The following is a 20,551-nucleotide window of genomic DNA, read 5'->3' on the forward strand; positions in this document are numbered from 1 at the left end:
TAGTCGATATCGACCGCGGATGCCGGCGGCTTGAGCGAACTCATCACGTGGAGCGCGCGTTGGGCGGCCGCGTAAATCGCGGGCTTTGCTGCTGAAGAAGATCCTGGATCGACTGTGCGCGCACGGTTTAACTCCTGCCGTCAATGCCGGGTACCCAGCGGGATAGAAGCGACATCACGGCCGCATTGGTATGCCTGCCGCAGCAGCGAGGGCGAGCAATCCGCGTGCCTCGTACCGGCGACGCGCATCGATGATCATTGGCCCTCAGGTCCGCGAGTTGCGGGCGGATCAAACCGCGCGCATCATCTTTTTCAGCTACCGATACCCCGACCATGCCCCACACCGCCACCAAGCAAAGTATTCCCGTCGAACGGGTCCGCCGTTATCTCGAACCGGGTCCCATCCTGCTCGTGTCGTCCCGCTGGCGTGAGAAAACCAACATCATGACGATGGGCTGGCATCTGATCATGGAGTTCTCGCCATCGCTATTCGGTTGCGTGATCGCGGCCGGCAATCACAGCTTCGAGATGATCCGTGAAAGCCGCGAATGCGTCGTCAATCTGCCGACTACGCAGCTGACCGACACCGTAGTGAAGATCGGCAATACATCAGGCGCCGGCATCGACAAATTCGCCGAGTTCGGTCTCACGCCGCTCGACGCGGAAGGCGTGAATGCGCCACTGATTGCCGAGTGCTATGGGAATTTCGCGTGCCGTCTTTACGACGACGCATTGATCGACAAATACAATTTCTTCATTTTCGAAGTGGTCAGCGCGCAGGTTGCAACGCGGCCGGACCTTCCGGAAACGATCCATTACACCGGCGACGGCGTCTTCACGGTGTCGGGTAAAACGATCAGCCGCCGACATCTGTTCCGCCCTGGCATGCTATGACCACACGCCGCGTCATCTAACCCGTCATATCATTTCGACGCGTTCTTCTTCGCCGGCGATGACGAAGCGCCGCGCGATGCGGTAGTGCAGCGCGCATTGCCGATGTTGGCGCGGGTGGTGAAAGGCTGTGGCTCGATGGAGTTGACGCAGGAACTGGTGGTCGCCGACGGCAGGCGGACGCCGTTATAACGCGTAGCGAAGAAGCCGCGGTTGGTTGTCGGCTCCGCCAATCACACGCCGACGCTGGTCTGCGTGACCGCGTCGCTATTGCATTCACGCCGTTCTGGAAGTTGATAAACAGCGCGCAATTCGACGTTTGCAGTGACGAAAAAAGAGAGGGGGATTTTCAGCGCGATCCAGAACCGTCGAGGACCAAGCCTCCCGGTGAATCACGCCCTACTGCAAAGCAAATACGGCGGATGCATTGCGCAACCGCCGATCAACCGACTAACAGACCAGCGAAATTCAGAACAGATCGCGGCGCGATTCAGCGACCATTTCGCAAGTACGCAGGTGCAGTTGCCATGCGTGTGCGCACTGAGCGCGGAAACGTGCAAACCAGGTAGATTGGGTGGGACGGGCGGCGACGGCGCTGTTCATGGGCGTATCTCTCGGGTAATTGCGTAGGTATTAACCCTTATTATACATTTGCCATGCTGCGACGCAACGAAACAAAATTCCCGGCCATGCGAAAGGGATGCCTGGCGACGAAAATACAACGGACTTAATGTGTCGATGAGTCAGGTGGTCGAGCGTTGTAGACCACTCATCCACCGTTGCGGGCGCGGCTTGCTGACAGGTTGCTATGCCGTGGGCGTGGCGCGAATCTGAAGCAGCCGCATGCTGCGGCTTTCCGGCAAACGGGCGCACAGACGATCGACGTTCGTTGGTTCCAGGCTCATGTCAGACCTGGGACAAATCGCTGTCGTCAGGGTGATGTGCGGAGCCGTGCTCGACAGAGCCGGCGCTGCCCATTCCGCCGCCTCCACCACCGCCGCCCATGCCAGCACCAGCACCACCACCAGCACCGCCAGCCTTTCCACCTCCAGTCCCGCCGCCTTCACGCCCACCGTCCTTACCCTTTGCGCCAGAAGGCCGCGCGGGACCTTGGGCGGGAATCGGCAGTCCACGCGGCATCGGATCGAGATCGAGCACTTCGCGGATGAAATTGCGCAGCGACACGACCAGCTCCGCCGTATGAATGGTGCGCCCCTGCGTCATTTCCATCGCGGCTTGCGTGGCGAGCCGAACCTGTTCTTCCGTGCCCAGCAGAATGACATCCGCAAGCGCCGCCTCCACGGCGTCCCGGATGCGCCGCGAGCGGTCCGAGGCCGCGGGGTCATCGCTCGCTTCCTTCGATTCGCCATGCAGCGCGGCGACGTCGGCGGCAGCATCGAGGGCGGCTTGTGCCGGTGCAGGCACCGCCATCGAGGCCCGCTTCAGGTCGCGCAGATGGGTGGGATCGACGGCAAGGTTGCCCGTGAATGAACCACCGAGCGTTTTATACGCGGCGATCAGCGTGCGCAGACGTTCGTTGATCTGCCGGTTCTCCCGCTCGCGCCGTTGCTGCACGGTTTGCATCAGCAGCAGGCGGATGCCGACGCCGATCAACGTGATGACGGCCAGCCCGAGGAGCGTGGAGAGCAGGGCTTGCCAGGAACTGAAGTCGAGGTTGCGCATGGACGAGCTTTTGAGGTGAGGGTGGTGTGCGCCAGCCATTGAGGCGGCCCCGGTGGGCGCGAGTAGCGCGTATCGAGCCATTGCGTATGCAAACGGCGGTCCCGGCGGTCCAAACGGTTTCGCAGACGAACCGCCCACGCGCATCTGGCGCAGTCTTCCGGATATAAACGGCGGTAGCGAAGCATTTCTCCGCGACGAATCCCTACTCGCTTCGATTGATGCTATCGGAATCTGGATTAGTCAATCGGCATAGTAAGCCGCTCGGTCGCATTGAATTGCACCTGGATGCCGCGCATAAGAATAAGAGTGACTTGCTCATTCAAACCACAGGGCTATTGGCGTGATTTCTAACGGTAGTGGCAATGAAAACGGGAAGCAGGTTTCCAGACCCGGCTTCCGGCATGACAATGTCCGAAGCCAGGTCTGCGGGCGCTACACCGGTAGCGCGTTTTTATAAATCTTGCCGTCTTTCATGATGACGCGCAGGTTCTGATCCGGGTTGGCAATCAGATTGAGGTTGTCGAGCGGATTGCCGTCGACCAGCAACAGATCCGCATAAGCGCCTTCTTCGAGCACACCCAGTTTTCGCGGATAGGGATTGCGCAAACCAGAGAGCGCGAGCAATTGCCCATTGGCGCCCGTTGCCATTCGCAGCGCTTCGGCCGCGCTGTACCAGCGTGTCAGATGCGCGAGCATCGTGCCTTGGCGAGTAGCCAGCGCCGCCGAGAAAATCAGGTCCGTGCCGAACGCGGTCTTGATCCCGTGTTTGCGAGCGAGCGTGTACGCGTTGTTGGTGCCGGCCAGCACTTCCTGCATTCTTGCCAGGCTCGGTCCGCTGACCGGTGCAACGTCGTCCTCGCCGACAAACGGCTGGATGCTTAGCCATGTGCCGTTTTTCGCCATCATCTCGGCGGTTTTATCGTCCATCAGGTGACCGTGCTCGATGCACTGCACGCCGGCTGCCAGCGAGCGCTGAATCGCCTCGGGCGTGTACGCGTGCACGAGCACATAGGTGCCCCAGTCGGCAGCGGTTTCGACGCCGGCGCGCAACTGTTTTTCGGTGAAGGTCAGCATGTCCAGCGGACTGCGCGGCGTAGAGACGCCGCCGCATCCCACCATCTTGATCTGCGACGCGCGCTGCACGAACTGCTCGCGCACGCGCAGTCGCACCTCGTCTTCCGAATCGGCGATGGCGCTGCCGCCTTCTTTTTCCGTGACGCTGATCTGACCGCCCGAGCGCGGGAAATCCGACAGCGCGCGAAAGTCGCCGTGGCCGCCGGTCGTGGTGATCATCGCACCCGACGGATAGATGCGCGGCCCCGAGATCAGCCCGGCGTCGATGGCCTGTTGCAGCGCGAAAGCAGGTCCGCCGGCGTCACGCACGGTGGTGAAGCCGCGCATCAGGGTGCGCTCGGCTTCAGCGCTCGCGGCCAGATGAACAAAGGCCATATCGGCCTGCAGAATCGTTGAAATGGGCAGCGCGGCGAGCAGCGAGTGCCAGTGCATGTCGATCAGGCCTGGCATCATCACCATGCCGTGGCAGTCGATTACCGTGCTGCCATCCGTCGATGCGGGTTGCCCTTGCCGCAATTGACCAATGCTACTGCCGTCGACAACCATGGTCAGCCCGTCGCGCAACGCGGCGGATTTGCCGTCGAACAGCCGGAAGTTGGTGAAGACTATCGGCTTCGCGGGCGCGGCCGGCGGCGTTGCGTTTTGCGCCTGACTGATTCCCGGCAGCACGAGACTCAGCATGGATGCGGCTATACCGGCAACGAAGCCCCGGCGCGACAGGTCGGCGCTGATCCGCCGGTTTGCATACTGCGCTTGCGATTTATCACAAAAGCATGAATACGACGGACCGATAGTTCTGTTTCCACTGGACTTTCTTGAAGGCATAGATCACCCGCGAGCTTAGATCACCGTGTGCCGGAACCGCCGGACGCAAAGGCGACTGGCGGCGAAGAAAAGCGAAGCGCTTGCAGATTATCTTCTATGAATCGGGATGGCAATTCGGGGATTGATCCACTACCTTGATTCAGTGGCGATTGGCCGGAAGAAGATTGAAAGCACGCAGCACTCGGCGCTTCAATACAGAAGCGGCGATTGCCCGCACAGGTTGTTGCCGCAAGACGATCAGATCAAGCCGGTTGCGATGGCCTTGACGACTGCCTGGACCTTGTTGGTGGCAGCCAGTTTCGACAACACGTTGTTCACGTGAAAATTGACGGTGCGCTCGGAAATGTTGAGGATCTTGCCAATCTCGTACGACGTTTTGCCTTCGCCAGTCCAGCGTAACACCTCGCGTTCCCGGCACGTCAGCCGGGCGCTCGCCTCAGGCGCGAGCTTGTTCTGCAGGAACTGGCCCATTCGCATGTGACAAAGATTCGACAGCCAGTTCGTCGAAAACTGCAGATGCTCGACTTCGGTTTGCGTCAGTGGGTCTGCGTGGCGGGACAGCGTCAGAAGTCCGAACGCCCCGCGTACGGTCCAGCTCGACTGTGCAACGCCGAACTTGATGCCGTAATCATGAGCGTCGGACCAGAGTCGCGTCGCGTCGTCGTATGCGGTGGCGGGCCAGACGATCAAATCGGCGCTGTGCTCGCCGGCGCGCACGACTGGGTCGATGTCGAGAAAATCGTTCGCGCGGTAATGTGCCATCCAGCCAGCCGGGTAAGTATCGAAGATCCTGACAGGGGGATTGGACACAGGTAAAGGCATGCGAATTCCATAACAACAGTATTCGAAGCCGAGATCCTGCGCGAAGGATGCAATCTTCGCGAACAGATGATGTTCGTCGCTCGCACTGGCACACGCCTGGTAAGCGTCCTGAAATCGTAACTCCATCACTTCCCCCGAACTGACTTTTTTTATGAAAGTTATTTAGTCAAGCAGACTGTCCACATCCGATAAAAGACCCATACCGGATGATACCTACGCTGTTGTCCCCACGGCGGATTGACGCACTAAGCGCAGGCTATGCGGAACGGCCGTGCGCAGTCACTACGCCAGCCGCAATGATAACGTTGAGCCAACACGGATATATCGGTGAAAAGTCGGTGCATTCAGGATCCCCAGGGTGACGTCAGAAGCAATCTCATGGGTGTGGACTGCCGGGTGTCGATCCATGATGGGTGGGTACGACACTGATCGTCGCGAGTCGCCGCGATAAGAACGCACGAATTCCAAAAGCCTCGTCTATTTATATGCAAATGTGCGTCGCTTTGCAAACGCAATGAACGCGCTGACCTCGCATCTCGGAGAGTGGGATTTCCATTGGGTAACCTGTCAACTCTGTCAGTTACTGGATCGCCATCTCCGCGCTCTAATGCGCTCGATAAAAATTGACGGGGGCGCGGCATGCAGACTTTCGTTCACGGCGAGGGACGTCTACCGGAGAGTGTCGGTAACGCGTTGGCACAGTATCGGCATCAGATATTCGTCGAGCAGTTGGGTTGGCGCCTGCCTCTGGCAATTGATGGTTTCGAGCGCGATCAATACGATCGCGACGATACCGTGTACGTTGTCGCGCATGACGAGAGCGACTCGATTTGTGGCTGTGCAAGGCTATTGCCGACCACCTTGCCTTATCTGCTGAAAGACATCTTCCCATTCCTGATAGCCGAACGTGCTTCGGCTCCGCAGTCGGCCGATATCTGGGAGCTTTCGCGATTCGCAGTCAGTCAGCGCGCGACAGGCGGTCCCGCCCAAAGCAGCCATTCGTGGGACTTTCGGCCAATGCTGGCTTCCGTGGTGCGATGTGCTGCCCAGTTGGGCGCGCGCCAATTGATCGGCGTGACCTACCTCAGTATGGAACGGCTGTTCCGGCGGATCGGCGTGCATGCGCATCGTGCCGGTCCGGTACAGTCCATTGACGGGAAAATGGTCGTTGCGTGCTGGATCGATATCGACAGTCAAACGCTTTCGGCGCTCGGTATTGATCTACCCGTCACGCCTGCACTGAGCAGTTGAAATGCCGAAGCTGCTGGATTGCATTCACCTGGTCCAGCAGGTCGGTAGCGATGTGCGTGGTCCGGTCAAGCCGCGACGGTGACGTACGGATCCCACCGGAAATAGCCATACAGTTCCTGGTCCTGTCCATTGGCGGCCAATGTGTAAAGTCCAAATGCGAGGCCAAAACCTTCGCGGCCACTCGAGCGGACTTTCGAATCGAAGACGGCGAAATTCGTTTGCTTCCTGACGGGCGGCAAGCCGTTCCGATTCGGCGAATCGGCATTGGGTTGAACGGCGCCGGTGCGCACGATCATGTCTGCGTTGAACGGGTTGAACACGTGATCGCCGGAAAAGTGCTCCACGTCGTACACAATCACGGCGTCGTCCGAATTGTTGTAGATCGAGACACCGGTGAACGCGACGTCGTCGCCAACGTCAGCCTTGAATTGCAGATCTCCGGTACCCTGGCCGGACATGACGCCGCGCGAACCCGTGCACAGCATGTATTGATGGCCGTGGTCGATGGCGGTCGGATTGTTTTGATCTTTGCTCGGGTTGCGATACGCGTCTTTCAGATATTCGGTGTCAATGACGACAAGCACATTGATCTCCCGCGCGCTTGTCTGGAAAACAGTTTCGGCCATGAAGCATCTCCTTTTTTTTATCGTCGATGTGCAGTCGCGGGCACCCGGACCCGGTGTCACCGGTAATCTCCTCCCATTTATTGCGTTGCGCACCTCGCAGAGTAAACGGGCGGCCGCTGGGACAACGGTGATCATGAAATGGCACCGGTAATAGCCGAACGAAATTGGGTTCACGCCGTCGTTTGCGAGCCTGTACAGCGCAAAAGAAAACGCCAGTGGTTCCACGCCGCGTTCCTAGGCGGTCGATGAAAATCTCGAGAAGTTCGTCAATCACCGCACCGGTGGCAAGCCGTCTCGGCGTAGCGAGTTTTCTATCGATCCGGCTGCGGCAACGGATGCAAAACGACTAACGCAATTTTGCGCGTACGATGGATTTTAGCGAACCTGTCAGAGTCGTCAGGGGCACCCCTACGGGTCCCGCACTTTGTATCGCAATGTATCTGGACGGGACATGGTGACATTACGTTGCGTTGGCCCGCATTCCCGACATACGCCGGATACGTCAGTCGCGTCTAATTCCGTCAGGGACGGTTTTGAAGCTTCGAGTCATTCCACCCGCCTGCACTTGATCTGAACGTTGGCCGCTCTTACTGCTTCGCCGGCGTCGATTCATCGGGTGCACGCGGCTTCTCTGGCAGTTTCGAACACAAAGGAAATGAGCTATGTCGGATCAGGATCAAGTCAATACACGGCGCCGTCGTCTGTTGGGAACGGCGGTCGCGAGTCTCAGCCTGATGGACTTCGGGTTGAGCGGAATCGCTCATGCGCAGTCGGGCGGTGCGTCGGCGGGCTCCGCTGCGGCCGCGGCCGCGTTTGCGAACCTGAAGCAGGTCAATGCGGGCACACTGAATATCGGCTATGCGGAAGCGGGTCCGCACAATGCGCCGGTCGTGATCCTGCTGCATGGCTGGCCCTACGACATTCACGCCTACGCCGACGTCACGCCCATGCTGGTCGCCGCCGGTTATCGGGTCATCGTGCCGTATCTGCGCGGGTACGGCACGACGCGCTTCCTGTCGGCGGATACGCCGCGTAACGGTCAGCAGGCGGTCGTCGCGGTCGACATCATCGCGTTGATGGACACGCTGAAGATCGACAAGGCGATTCTCGGCGGCTTCGACTGGGGCGCGCGGACGGTGAACATCATTGCCGCGCTGTGGCCGGAGCGGTGCAAGGCGATGGTGTCGGTGAGCGGGTATCTGATCGGCAGCCAGGAAGCGAATAAAGCACCGTTGCCGCCGAAAGCGGAACTGACCTGGTGGTATCAGTTCTATTTCGCCACGGAGCGCGGCTATGCGGGTTACGACGCGAACCGGCACGACTTCAACAAGTTGATCTGGCATACCGCATCGCCGAAATGGGATTTCGACGATGCGACCTACGAGCGTTCGGCCACGGCGTTCAACAATCCGGATCACGTCGCGGTGGTGATTCACAATTACCGCTGGCGTCTGGGGCTGGTCCAGGGCGAGTCGAAATACGATGAACTGGAAGCGCGTCTGGCGAAAGGGCCGACCATCGCCGTGCCGACCATCACGATGGAAGGCGACGCCAATGGCGCCGCGCATCCGGATCCCGCTGCCTATGCGAAGAAGTTCACCGGTCCCTATGCGCACCGGAATTTGAGCGGCGGTATTGGACACAATCTTCCGCAAGAAGCACCGAAAGCCTTTGCGGACGCGATTATCGATGTTGCCCGCTTTTAACCCCCTAACAGAGCCCGAGAGAAGAGCAACCCAATGCAAATAACCCGCACTGCGCGTGCCGTGCTGAATGGGGGCGTGCTTGCGCTATTGCTGTGCGCTGGAGCGCATCACGCGTGCGCCGAACCGGTGAAGTCTGCGCCATCGCCGATCTATGGCGTGACGATTCCAGACGGTTATCGGCAATGGCAAATGATCGCACCGGCTGAAGAAGCGGCGCCGCTCGACGAACTGCGCGTCGTACTGGGAAACCCCGCTGCAATCAAGGCCATCCAGAATTCGACCTTGCCCTATCCTGACGGGACCATTCTGGTCAAGCTCGCATACAAACGGAAGCAGTCGGCGGAATTCGAAACGGCGACCGTGCCGGGGCAGCCCACTACCGTGCAGATCATGGTGAAAGACTCGCGCCGTTATGCAGCGACAGGGGGATGGGGTTTTGGCCGCTTCATCAATGGACAGCCTGCTGATCTCGCGCAGCATCAAACGTGCTTTGCGTGTCATGCCGCCCACGTGAAAGATCGCGACTACGTGTTCACCCGATTTGCGCCTTAAGCGTTTCCCGGCAGGCGGATAGCACGGGCCGCAGCGACAGATACATCGCTGCGGCCCGATTGAGCTTTGGCGCGACTCTCCAGCATGCACCCTTTGCGATCGCTGATTCGTCGACGTGATTGCATTGAAGCGCTCGCAAGTAGTCGGCTCGGGTCGGTCGCGTCGTGTCACTGCAATGTTTTGTGTCCAGAGGCAGCCAGATACATTGGGACACACACACCGGGTCGGACCGCGCTATAACTCAGTCACTAATTCGTCGCTATCGTTTTTACGATCACAGGGAGTGTCATGAGCACCAGTCTGCTGAAAGGATCCTGCCATTGCGGCGCCGTCAAATTTGAAGTCGATACCGCGCTCGTTCCGGCATCCCGCTGCAATTGCAGCCTGTGCCGGCGCAAAGGCGCGCTGATGACGCCGCTGTTCTCCGCAAGTCAGTTGAAGATTCTGCAGGGCGAAGACGACCTGACGCTGTACCAGTTCAACACGCAGGTGGCAAAGCACTATTTCTGCAAGCATTGCGGCATTTACCCGTTTCATCAGACACGCAAAGATCCGCTGCTCTGGCGTGTCAATATTGGTTGCCTTGAAGGGATCGATCCGTATACGCTGGAAGCCGGTGTTGCCGATGGCGCCAGCCTCTCCATCGTGGAGGACGCATGAAGCGTCTACTGGCAATCATCGCTTTCATCGCGGGCGGGGTCGCGGCGGAAATGGCGCATCCGGTGAATTGTTCGCTGCTCACTGCGAGCCGGGTGCAGGTGAAACGTCACAAGAGATGATGCATTGATGGACACGACCGACCACGTACTGATCGTCGACGACGATCGCGGCATTCGCGAATTGATCGCTGGCTACCTCGAGAAAAACGGCATGCGCGTGTCGCTCGCCGCGAACGGGCGGCAGATGCGCACTGTTCTGGAAGCAGGTGCGCCGGACCTGATTGTCCTCGATCTGATGATGCCGGGTGAAGACGGTCTGGCGCTGTGCCGCGAACTGCGGGCGAGCAGGTTCCGCACAGTACCGGTGCTGATGCTGACTGCGCTCAACGAGGAAGCCGACCGCATTCTCGGTCTGGAAATGGGCGCCGACGACTATCTGCCCAAGCCATTTGCCGTACGCGAGTTGCTCGCGCGAATTCGCGCCGTGCTGCGCCGCGCACGCATGCTGCCGCCAGGCATGCAGGTGCAGGAATCCGCGCAGACGCAGATGCTGGAATTTGGCGACTGGAGGCTCGACACCACGGCGCGTCATCTGCTGGATCCGGAAGGCACCATGGTCGCGCTGAGTGGCGCCGAATACCGCTTGCTGCGTGTCTTTCTCGATCATCCGCAACGCGTGCTGACGCGTGACCAGTTGCTCAATCTGACGCAAGGCCGTCAGTCCGATCAGTTCGACCGTTCAATCGACCTGATGGTAAGCCGGTTGCGTCAGCGTCTGCGCGACGTCGCGCGTGAGCCGCGTTATATCAAGACGCTGCGCAGCGAAGGTTATGTGTTTTCCGCAGCCGTGAACGCGATCGGGGAGGATCCGCAATGAGTTTGCGCGCATGGTTGCACTGGCCGCGCACGCTGTTCGCGAGATTGACGGTGATTCTTCTCATCGGCGTTGCGTCCGCGCAGGCATTGTCGTTCTGGCTCACGATGACCGAACGCGACCAGTCAATGACCAATGTGATGATGGGTTATATCGAACGCGAAGTCGCCAGCTCGGTCGCGTTGCTTGACCATTTGCCGGCTGATCAGCGCGCGCAATGGCTGCCGCGTCTCGCGCGGCGCAGCTACGAATTCATTCTCGGGCCGGGCATCACCGGTGGGCCGGTCGACGCGCATCTGTCCGAGCGGGTCGCACAGTCCATTTCCGAAGGAATCGGCACCCACTATCCGCTCACCGTGAATGCGGTGCCGGGCGACAACGAACGCCTGCAGGTGCACCTGAAACTCTCGGACGGCACGCCGTTGACAATCGATCTGCGGCCCATGTCGAGCATTCCGCTGTCGGGCTGGTTGCTGCTGGTGATGTTTGCGCAACTGCTGCTGCTGATTGCATGTTGCTGGCTGGCGGTGCTGCTTGCCACGCGCCCGCTGAATGAACTGGCGGTGGCCGCCGACGCGTTGGGCCCCGATCTGAAAGCTGTTCGATTACGCGAAGACGGGCCATCCGAAGTCGCCCGTGCGGCGCGCGCGTTCAACGCAATGCAGGACCGTATTGCAACGTACATGACCGAACGCATGCAGATTCTGGCAGCGATCTCGCACGATCTGCAAACGCCGATCACCCGTATGCGCCTGCGAGTCGATGTGATGGACAGCGAGTCGGAGAGTGCAAAACTGCGGCAGGATTTGCAGGAAATGGAAGCACTCGTGAAGGAGGGCGTGACGTACGCGCGCACGCTGCACGGCACGACGGAGGTGCCATGCCGCATCGATCCGGACGCGCTGTTCGACAGCCTGGTTTGCGACTATGTCGATGCCGATCAGACAGTGTCGTTGCACGGCCGCTTTGGTATGCCGCTCATGACACGTCCGCAGGCGTTGCGCCGTATCGTCGGCAACCTGGTGGACAACGCGCTGAAATTCGGCGGAGCGGCGCAGATCGAGGTCGCGGCGGTGCATGACGGACAGGCAACAATCTCTGTGTTGGACCGCGGTCCTGGCATACCGGCCGAATCGTTGGAAACGGTGTTTCAGCCCTTTTTCAGGCTCGAAGGGTCGCGTAATCGCAATACCGGCGGAACCGGCCTCGGCCTCGCCATTGCACGGCAGCTTGCACTGGCGATGGACGCGACGCTCTCGCTACACAATCGCACAGGCGGCGGGTTGGAGGCGAGGTTGACGTTGAAGAATCTTGGCTAGGATCAGTGCGGGGGCATCACCCAGTCCGCCACGGTCTGAAGCGGAATCTGGAAAAAGAACAAGCAGGCCGGCTCACATCTGGATTGCTTTCCGGCCCGCTCGCACCTATCGCGTAACGGTCAGTTCTTCGGCCACCCAAACGCCTGAATCCGCGTGACCGGTTGCGCAACCGACACGGCGGCGCGAATCTTGCCCGGCATCGGCACGTCGACGATATGCCAGCGCCCCGCGCCTGGCAGTTCGACGAAGCTCGCCACCGCGTTATTGCACAAAGCTTGTGGCGAGACCTCGATTGAAGACCTTTTCAACGCGTTCGACAAACTGATATAGCGCGCCGTCTGCACCGCTTCTTCGGCATAGCGGAACCGGTCTTCGTGACAATCGGGCGAGGCAGACGGCCAGATGCTCGTGGGTTTTACTTTCGGAATCGCGTTTTCACCGCCAGGTGCGGGCATCGTCACGCCGAGTCCGAGTCCCGACGACGCGATGGCGATCACGATCCAGATCCCCCCATACGCGATATCGATAGTGACGGGGTGTCCATCTGCGGTGAGTTGCACACTCGACTGATCGGTGGGACCGTCGATCAATTGCACCTCATGCGGCGTCGTCTTGAACAGATTCGCGACGATCCACCGCAGCACCACTCGTGCGCCGACGAAGCGCTTGCGCAGCGCGGAATTCGGATTGAGCCGCGCGCGTTCGCGCTCGGCGTCTGATAACCACTGTTCGCCTTCCTGAATCGAGACCGGCAGCCATCCGCTTCGAAAGCGCCACAATTGCAATTCGCCTGGGCACGGTACGTCGACCCATGACGGGTACTGACGTGTCATCCGGTGCGCAGAGAAGCGGATCTCGCACGGATCGAACCCGACTTCGCGCGGACGATCGTAATAGGCGCTACGCGCCGGAACATCGAACTGCTGGGCTAGTTGAATGGACATGCGATCAGGTCCTCGATGCCAGGTTGGTGTTTATCGCGCTTGCGCGTCCGACGAACTTAATGTGCGCACACTCAACGCAGGATCGCGTTCAATCGACGTTTCGGAAAACGGAATCTGCAGCCAGCGCTTCATGGCGTAGTCGCGGGTCGCGTCGGCGTAATGGGGCGACGCAGGATCGTCCGATTCAGACGACGCGAGCAAGGTCTTCGCGATCACCTCGTCGCCCGCGAAAGACACGATCTGCAGGTAGCTGTCGCCAGCCGGGTTCACGTTCATCGAGTCGGCGCGTGCATCGAACGGATGCGCGGCACATGCCGCGGTGAAGTAACCGCCCGCGTCGCAACCGCCATACAGCGGAATGCGCTCGTCATTGCGCTGTACGTAGAGCGCGGCGCTGCGGGGCGCATCGATAGCGATGCCGGCTTTCTGAAGCGCGCCGATTGCATCGTGCAGGGCGGCGGTGAGCTTGACCGGATCGGCGGCGATGCCTGCGGGTGTGGTCAACGGCTTCGCGGGGTCGAACGGCACCGCGTACAGTTGCGCGGCCGGGATCGTTTGCAGACGGCGCCACCATTCGTTCCACAGCGTTGCGCCGACGGCGGTCGCGTTGGCGGTGTTGTCCCATGCCGAGAGCACGATACAGGCGTGGCGCAGTTCGTCCGCATCGGCACTGGTCTTGTCGCCGATCCCGCAGACACGTTCGAGTGCCGGCTGCTTGAACAGAAGCGCCGACATCGAGCGGCTGTCGAGCGTTGCGCGCGCCAGCGCGTCAGCGGTTACACCCGCCGGATCGCTTTGCAATTGCGCGGCGATGCTGTGGCCCAGGCGGGTGCGCAGCGATTGCGGCGTAGCCGTTGCGCCGACCACTCGTGCGAAGCCCGTCAACGGTGCGGCCGGATTGGTGAGCCAGAAGCTGCCGTTGAAATTGCCGACGTAATCGCGCCGCAACAGGCTCGGCATCTGCGCGACGGGCAACGCACGATGTTGCACCGAGCCGGGCGCATCGCGCCACTCACATTCACTGAGCGAGCCATCGAGCACCGGCACACCTGGCATCGACGAAGCGAGCGCCTTGCCTGCCGGCGGCGTGCAACGCTGTGCCAGATCGTCGGGCACGTTCGGCATTGCGCCGATGTCCGCGTACCACACGCGCGGATCGTGACGGCCGATCGCCAGCGTGTTCACCCAAGGCACGGCGGCATTCTGCTTCTGGATGCGGATAAAGTCGTCGAGCGAACTCGCTTTGTTCCATTCAAGGAAATTCTCGAATCCACGGAAGTTATCCGCGTTGATATCGCGCAGCGCGAAAGCCTGCTGCGCATTCCATGCGAGTGCTGGCGACATCGTGCCGAGATTGACGAGCGGACCGAAGCGCGAGCGATACAACGTGCGCGACACGGTATGGATCGAACCGTCGGCGGCGCGTACGTCGACGTCGATCTGGGTCGGCGTCATTGCTTCGGTTTTGCCGTCGACCTGGTAGCGGGTCGGCGAGCCGGGGACGAGCGTGAGTTTGAACAGGCCGAAGCGCTTCGCGGTGGAGACGGTATGCGTCCACGCAACGTTGTCGTTGAAGCCAATCATGATCAACGGTACGCCGAGGAGCGATACGCCGCTCACGTTGAGCTTGCCGGGAATCGTCAGTTGCGCCTGGTAGAAGCGGTCCGGGCCGCTCCAGAACCAATGTGGATTGCCGAGCAGCAACGTGCTGCCGTTGTGAGTCGCATCCGCGCCGAATGCGAGTGCATTGCTGCCGATGCCAGAGTGACCGCCAATGTGTGAGAGCGGGGCGGTCGATGCGAGCGGGGCGTCGCCGGTCATGCGGTCGCGCGATGCGTGCGGTCCCGGGGGCATGGGCGGCATTTGACCTGCAGCACCCGGCGGTTGCGCATTGGCGATTGCGCTGACAAAGCGCGCTTCGCCGGCGGCCAGGTTGACCGCATAGAGCCGCCGGTAAATATCGGCCCGGGTGATCTTGCCAACCCACGGCGCAGTACGGCATTCCGCATGGGCGCCCAGAAAATCGCCGTGCGCGAGATCGCCGATATAACGGTTGTAGCCCGCCACGAATCCGTCGATCAACGTTCGCATCTCAGCGGTCTGACTCGCGCGATAACGCGCGACGGCGGCATCGTCGTTGACGAAGCGGAAGAAGAAATCGGCGTCGAGATTGTCGGGCTGTCCGAAAGTCGCTTCAGACGTCGGGTGCGCCTGTGCGCCGAAATAACGTGAACGTTCGCCGCGATAGGTGACGAAGCCATCGGCCATCGTGCACAGATTGTCCTGGGCCTGCACGTAACCATAGCCGTATCCGAGACTGCCCCAGTCGTCCGCTTTCACATGCGGAATGCCGAGCGACGTACGGCGGATCTCGACGTGATACGGTCCCGCGAGCGCAGCGGCGTCGGTGCCCGGCGTGGAGCAACTCAGCAACCCGACGGTAACGGGCAGGGCGGCGAACAAGCGCGCCAATCGGCCGCAACGGCGCAGGGAAAGAGTCAAGGGCATAAGGTCTTCGCTGATTGACGATGGGCAGTGTTAGCCGGTCTGGCGGTGCGTCACGACGCGCCCGCTGCGACAGCTGCGGCGACCGGCACACTGACCGGCCGAACTTCTTCAACGATACGCCCCTCTTCGAGCCGGATGTAACGATCGGCAGCGCTGAAATAGCGGTCGTCGTGCGAAATCACGATCAGCGTCTTGCCCTGGCGCTTCAGGTCGGGAAGGATCTCCGTATAGAAGATGCGCCGGAAAGTCGGATCCTGATCGGCGGCCCATTCGTCGAGCACCATCACCGGGCGGCGTTCCAGATAGGCATGCACGAGCGCGAGCCGTTTGCGTTGGCCGGTTGACAGATCGGTGGTCGTGAACGCGCCGTCGCGGATCGACACCTTGTGCGCGATCTCAAGACGTTCGAGGTACTTCTGCGCCTCGGCGGTCAGTTCGGCCTCGCCGGGAATCAGCGTGTCGAACAGGTAATAGTCGGAGAACACCGCGGAGAACAACTGGCGATAATCGTCGAGATGTTCGTCGCGCACGGGCTCGCCGTTCAGCAGCAAGTGCCCGGCATCGGGTTGATAAAGACCGAGCAGCAGTTTGATCAACGTGGTTTTGCCGCAGCCGTTTTCACCGACGATAAACAGCGTCTCGCCACGCTCGATTTTGAGGCTCAGCGGGCCGAGTTCGAAACCACCCACGCGTTGAGCCGGCGCATCGCGTTCGTCTTGCGGCCTGGCAAAACGATAGTGCGCATCGGTCAGCGCGATCGTGTCGAACGCGTCGGCGAGTGGCGTCGACGCGCGTTGTTCATCGGCATGGATCAGCGACGGCTCGCGCGTCGAAAATCGCGCGGACAATTCAGCAATCCGTTGAAACGCGACCTGGGCGCGGCCAATCGATGGCAGCGAACCGACGATCTCCTGAATCGGCCCCTTCATGTACAGCAGCACCAGCACAAAACCCGTAATCACCGTGCGGTCCGTATTCGGCGACCACGATTGAAACGTCAGCATCAAACCGACCAGCACGAAGAACAGCAGCGAGCCGAATGCATTCGCGCTGACGAAAATATTCGCGGCGCGCACGCGCAGCGTGAAGATCGCTTCGATGGTGCCCGACAGTTCATGCTCGTAGACAAAGTGGCGGCGTTGACCGTTCAGGCGCAATTCCTTCGCGCCGTCGGTAATCGAGCGATAGTGCTTCTGCAGGCGGTCTTCCGCTTCGCGCGCGGCGCCGAAGCGGCGAATCCCGACCCGCCGTGCGAGTGTCTGCACCGACGAACCGAGCGCGATCGCGACGAGCGCGGCGACCAGCATCAGCGGCGACAGAAAGAACAGGTAGCCGAGGCAGCCGACGATCGTCGCCGTAGCAATCGCGAGACTCGAGAAGATGAAAGAAAACGTGCTGATGGTATCGATATCCTGATTCAGCGCGGTAATCAGCTTGTGCGTGCGGAACGTTTCGATCTGGCCGATCGGCGCGGTCATGATCTTCTCGCAGAGGCTCTTGCGCAGCATCGCGATCACCCGCTGGCCGACGAGGTTGTTGCCGATGTCCGAGATGACTTCGCCCGCGAGCGCCAGCACGCAGAGGCCGGCGAAACTCCATAGCAACGTCGGCAGCGCGGCGGCGCCCTCATGCAAAGCACGATTCGTGACCGCCAGCAGCGCAGCGGTGGCAATACCGCTCGCGGCACCCATCGTGGTGGCGAGTACGGTAATCGGCCAGAGTCGCTTGAGCAATCTGAGCAGTTCCGCAAACATCGTGTTCTCCTGGGGATTTAAAGTTCTAAAAAGCTAATCAGATGAGTAATGCGACCTAGCGTCGTCGGCCGAGCAGCCACATCAGATAAGGCGCGCCGATCAACGTCGCGACGAGGCCGGCGGGCAACTCGCGCGGCATCAGCAGAGCACGGCCGAGCCAGTCGGCGATGACGATCGTCAACGCGCCGATCGGCGCGGCCAGCAGCACTTGTTGCAACGGCCGGCGCGCGCCGAGAAGCCGCGCAAAATGCGGCGCGGTCAGGCCGACAAAAGACAGTGGACCGACGACCAGCGTGGCCGCAGCGGTCAGCATCGCGATCAGCAGAAGCAGCACGAAACGCGCGCCACGCGTCGATACACCGAGTGCGCGCGCCGACGCTTCGCCGAGCGGCAGAATGTGCAGCCAGCGATTGCATAGCGGCGTCAATGCACCCAACACGACGCACAGCACGAGCGCGAACGCGGCGTCGGTTGGCGTAATCGTGTAAGTCGAACCGGCGAGCCATTGCAGCAGCGTGGTCGCGCGTTCGCCACCGCTCGCGATGGCGACTGCGACCACCGCCTGAAACAGCGCGCCAATTGCGACACCCGCGAGCAGCACGCGATCAGGGGCGAAGCGCGAGCGTTGCGAGAACCAGAGGATCGCGAGCAACGCAGCCAGCGCGCCCGCTGCGCTCGCCGCGATGCGCGCCGTATGTCCTGCATCGCCGAAACCGACGACCACGGCGATCAGACCGAGCGCCGCGCCGGCACTCACGCCCAATACCTCGGGACTCGCGAGAGGATTGCCGGTGACACGCTGCATCAGCGTGCCGGCCACCGCGAGCATCGCGCCTGCGGCGAGCGCGGCGAGTGTCCGCGGGGCTCGCCAGATCGCCACGCGCGAGAACTCGTCGAGACTGCTGAAATGCCAGCCATACGGGCCGTGACCGAAGTCCAATGCGAGCACGATGGCGGCGAATGTGACGATCACGATACCGATCAGGCGCCGTTGCAACGAAGCCGCCGTCACCGGATGTCGACGCGCCACGCTATCGTTACCGCCAGGCAAACGCGTGGCGCGATGCATGCGGGCCAGCAGCATCAGCATCAACGGAGCACCAAACAGCGCGGTCGCTGCGCCGGTTGGAATCAGATCGCCCATCACGCCGGACAACTGCTGCACGGTCTGGTCGGTAAGCCACAGAATCAGCGCGCCGAACAGCGGTGCGATCACCAGACGCTGCGACAGGCGGCGCGCGCCCGCCATCTGCGCGAGCGCGGGCGCTGCCAGTCCGACAAAGCCGATTACGCCGACCGCGCTGACCACCGCCGCGCTCAACCCGACCGCGAGCGCAAGCGCCGCCAGCCGCATGCGACGCAGCGACATGCCGAGGCTGCGCGCGTTGACGTCGTCGAGACCGAACAGCGTCATCGGACGTAGCAGCACGAAAGTCAATACGCCGCCGATCACGAGGCGCGACGCGAGCGTCGTCACATTGCTCCAGTCCTGCTGGACCAGCGAGCCGCCGCCCCAGATGAACAGGCCGCGCAAATACGGCGCGTAGAACAGTTGCAACGCAACGCCGATCGATCCGCAATACAGCGTGACGACCAGTCCCGCGACCGCGACCGTGACTGGCGCGAGTCCGCTGCGCCACGACAGGCCGAATACGATGACCGCCGTGATCAGCGCACCGCCAAGCGCGATCCATTGACCGGCGCCGAGCAGCGCGGGCGCCCACAATGTCGCGACGGTCAACGCGAGTTGCGCTCCCGCCGACACACCGAGCGTCATCGGTTCGGCGAGCGGATTGCGCAACACCTGCTGGAAGATCGTGCCGGCGAGCCCGAGAATTGCACCGCACAACCCGCTGACGACGACGCGCGGCAACCAGCTATCGTGAGCGATGATCTGCTGGATGTCGTTCGTATCCGGCGACCACAGCGCATGCCACCATAGCGACGGCGGCAGGATCGCCGACAGACTGTCGAAGCTCAGCGCGAGCGCCGCGCCGAGCGCGAGCAGGGTGATCGCTGCGGGCAGCCACGCGCGTATCGTGAGGGGCTGGGTAGCGGGACGGATGGGGCGGGAGAGATTCATCAACGGCTCTGCGTTTGCGCCAGGGCGTTCAAGCCGGTGTCCTGCGTCAGCGTGGCGCTCAGCGCATAGGCGAAGCGCACGGCCGAGGGCAGCATGCCGAAACCCCAGAATGGCGGCAGCGTGGCGACGCGTCCTTCGGCAACTGCGGGCAATGCATGCCACAGGCGATTCGAGGTCAGCGTGCGCGCTACGCCGGTGGGCAACGGGTCAAAATAGAACAGGTCGGCATTGGGTGAAGCGGCGAGCTTTTCGAGCCCGGCGACACCGATGCCCCAGTAATCGGTCGGACCGTGCCACGCGTTGGTCACGTCGAGCGCATCCATCACATCCTGGAACAGACTGCGCGCGCCGTACACGCCGATATGGCGGCCATCGAAAAAGCGGAACAGGTAGAGCGGGCGCGCCACAACAGGCGGTTGCCGGCGCGCACGATGGGCGGCGATATGTGCGCGGCTTGCCGCAAGCGCGCGGCCGGTCGCGTCGATCAGCGCGTGACCGGCCGCGGGTCGGCCGCACAGGTCAGCCAGTTGCAGCGTGACTTCCTGGGCGTGACGCAACGGCGCGCCTGCATCGGTATACACGGCGAACGCGCGCACTGGCGCGATGCGTTCGAGCATGTCGCGCTGCGATTCCTGGCTCGAATTGATCAGGATCAGATCGGGCGCGAGTTGCTGCAAAAGTTCGAGGCTGGGCGCGAGACGCAGCCCGACATCGGCAACGTGAGCGGGAACCAGCGGGCTCACCACACTTTCGTTATACGCGTCGATCTCGCTGACACCGACCGGCGTGACGCCGATCGCCAGCAGGGTTTCGACGAGGCCCCAGTCGAGCACGGCGAGACGCGGCGCGGCACCCGGCGAAGCCTTAGCGGAAGACGCAGCCGGGTTCGCTGCGACGGCGACGGCGGCGCGTGCGTTTATCAAGGGCGCGCCGAATAGTGGCGCACCAAGTAATGGCGCAGCCAGCGGCGCCAACGCAGCG

General features: G+C 61.5%; 17 protein-coding genes. 8 read left to right on the forward strand and 9 right to left on the reverse strand.

Translation table 11 applies throughout. The features are described from left to right. Window positions 1–332: 332 nt before the first annotated feature. The gene (locus tag LMG28727_RS11590; protein ID WP_201642468.1) at window positions 333–893 is read left to right on the forward strand and encodes a flavin reductase family protein; all 561 of its coding nucleotides are present in this window, start codon (window positions 333–335) and stop codon (window positions 891–893) included. A 903-nt stretch (window positions 894–1,796) separates the two neighbouring features. Here the strand turns inward: LMG28727_RS11590 and LMG28727_RS11595 are convergent. The 3 genes from LMG28727_RS11595 to LMG28727_RS11605 all read right to left on the reverse strand — a co-directional run bounded on the left by LMG28727_RS11595 (window position 1,797) and on the right by LMG28727_RS11605 (window position 5,420). Next, the gene (locus LMG28727_RS11595) at window positions 1,797–2,573 is read right to left on the reverse strand and encodes a hypothetical protein (protein ID WP_201642469.1); all 777 of its coding nucleotides are present in this window, start codon (window positions 2,571–2,573) and stop codon (window positions 1,797–1,799) included. Window positions 2,574–3,005: 432 nt separating this feature from the next. After that, the gene (locus LMG28727_RS11600; RefSeq protein WP_201642470.1) at window positions 3,006–4,328 is read right to left on the reverse strand and encodes a metal-dependent hydrolase family protein; all 1,323 of its coding nucleotides are present in this window, start codon (window positions 4,326–4,328) and stop codon (window positions 3,006–3,008) included. 381 nt (window positions 4,329–4,709) lie between these two features. Continuing rightward, window positions 4,710–5,420, reverse strand: a complete 711-nt coding sequence (locus tag LMG28727_RS11605) for an autoinducer binding domain-containing protein (RefSeq protein WP_201642471.1) — start codon at window positions 5,418–5,420, stop codon at window positions 4,710–4,712. A gap of 513 nt (window positions 5,421–5,933) precedes the next feature. Between LMG28727_RS11605 and LMG28727_RS11610 the strand changes: the two genes are divergently transcribed. Further along, entirely contained in the window at window positions 5,934–6,545 is a 612-nt protein-coding gene (locus LMG28727_RS11610; protein WP_201642472.1) for an acyl-homoserine-lactone synthase, read from the forward strand. A gap of 65 nt (window positions 6,546–6,610) precedes the next feature. Here LMG28727_RS11610 and LMG28727_RS11615 read toward each other — a convergent pair whose 3' ends face one another. Beyond that, entirely contained in the window at window positions 6,611–7,171 is a 561-nt protein-coding gene (locus LMG28727_RS11615; RefSeq protein WP_201642473.1) for an inclusion body family protein, read from the reverse strand. Window positions 7,172–7,833: 662 nt separating this feature from the next. Between LMG28727_RS11615 and LMG28727_RS11620 the strand changes: the two genes are divergently transcribed. The 6 genes from LMG28727_RS11620 (at window position 7,834) to LMG28727_RS11640 (ending at window position 12,281) form a co-directional block, all read left to right on the forward strand. Continuing rightward, window positions 7,834–8,877 carry an alpha/beta fold hydrolase gene (locus LMG28727_RS11620; protein ID WP_201642474.1) on the forward strand — a complete coding sequence of 348 codons (1,044 nt, stop codon included), beginning with the start codon at window positions 7,834–7,836 and terminating at the stop codon, window positions 8,875–8,877. Between the two features lie 33 nt (window positions 8,878–8,910). Then, on the forward strand, window positions 8,911–9,429 hold the full coding sequence (locus LMG28727_RS11625) for a cytochrome P460 family protein (protein ID WP_201642475.1): 519 nt from the start codon (window positions 8,911–8,913) through the stop codon (window positions 9,427–9,429). A gap of 288 nt (window positions 9,430–9,717) precedes the next feature. Next, window positions 9,718–10,089, forward strand: a complete 372-nt coding sequence (locus LMG28727_RS11630) for a GFA family protein (protein ID WP_201642476.1) — start codon at window positions 9,718–9,720, stop codon at window positions 10,087–10,089. Continuing rightward, window positions 10,086–10,208, forward strand: a complete 123-nt coding sequence (locus tag LMG28727_RS34525) for a hypothetical protein (RefSeq protein ID WP_268960472.1) — start codon at window positions 10,086–10,088, stop codon at window positions 10,206–10,208. The genes LMG28727_RS11630 and LMG28727_RS34525 overlap by 4 nt, the downstream gene beginning before the upstream one ends. A 7-nt stretch (window positions 10,209–10,215) precedes the next feature. Continuing rightward, entirely contained in the window at window positions 10,216–10,965 is a 750-nt protein-coding gene (locus tag LMG28727_RS11635; protein WP_201642477.1) for a response regulator, read from the forward strand. Next, the gene (locus LMG28727_RS11640; RefSeq protein ID WP_201642478.1) at window positions 10,962–12,281 is read left to right on the forward strand and encodes an ATP-binding protein; all 1,320 of its coding nucleotides are present in this window, start codon (window positions 10,962–10,964) and stop codon (window positions 12,279–12,281) included. The genes LMG28727_RS11635 and LMG28727_RS11640 overlap by 4 nt, the downstream gene beginning before the upstream one ends. 119 nt (window positions 12,282–12,400) lie before the next feature. On the opposite strand, the gene LMG28727_RS11645 is transcribed toward LMG28727_RS11640, so the two are convergent. The 5 genes from LMG28727_RS11645 to LMG28727_RS11665 form a co-directional block, all read right to left on the reverse strand. Then, window positions 12,401–13,225: a 4'-phosphopantetheinyl transferase family protein gene (locus LMG28727_RS11645; protein WP_201642479.1), complete on the reverse strand. Its 825-nt coding sequence runs from the start codon at window positions 13,223–13,225 to the stop codon at window positions 12,401–12,403. Between the two features lie 30 nt (window positions 13,226–13,255). Beyond that, on the reverse strand, window positions 13,256–15,715 hold the full coding sequence (locus tag LMG28727_RS11650; protein ID WP_456238547.1) for a penicillin acylase family protein: 2,460 nt from the start codon (window positions 15,713–15,715) through the stop codon (window positions 13,256–13,258). Window positions 15,716–15,783: 68 nt separating this feature from the next. After that, on the reverse strand, window positions 15,784–17,487 hold the full coding sequence (locus LMG28727_RS11655) for a cyclic peptide export ABC transporter (RefSeq protein ID WP_201642481.1): 1,704 nt from the start codon (window positions 17,485–17,487) through the stop codon (window positions 15,784–15,786). A gap of 55 nt (window positions 17,488–17,542) precedes the next feature. Beyond that, a complete protein-coding gene (fhuB, locus tag LMG28727_RS11660; RefSeq protein WP_201642482.1) occupies window positions 17,543–19,570 on the reverse strand; it encodes a Fe(3+)-hydroxamate ABC transporter permease FhuB in 2,028 nt (675 codons plus the stop codon). Further along, on the reverse strand, window positions 19,570–20,493 hold the full coding sequence (locus LMG28727_RS11665) for an ABC transporter substrate-binding protein (protein ID WP_236591752.1): 924 nt from the start codon (window positions 20,491–20,493) through the stop codon (window positions 19,570–19,572). Before LMG28727_RS11665 ends, fhuB begins: the two co-directional genes overlap by 1 nt. Between the last annotated feature and the right edge of the window lie 58 nt (window positions 20,494–20,551).

The sequence above is a fragment of the Paraburkholderia metrosideri genome, from assembly GCF_904848625.1.
Lineage (GTDB): Bacteria > Pseudomonadota > Gammaproteobacteria > Burkholderiales > Burkholderiaceae > Paraburkholderia > Paraburkholderia metrosideri.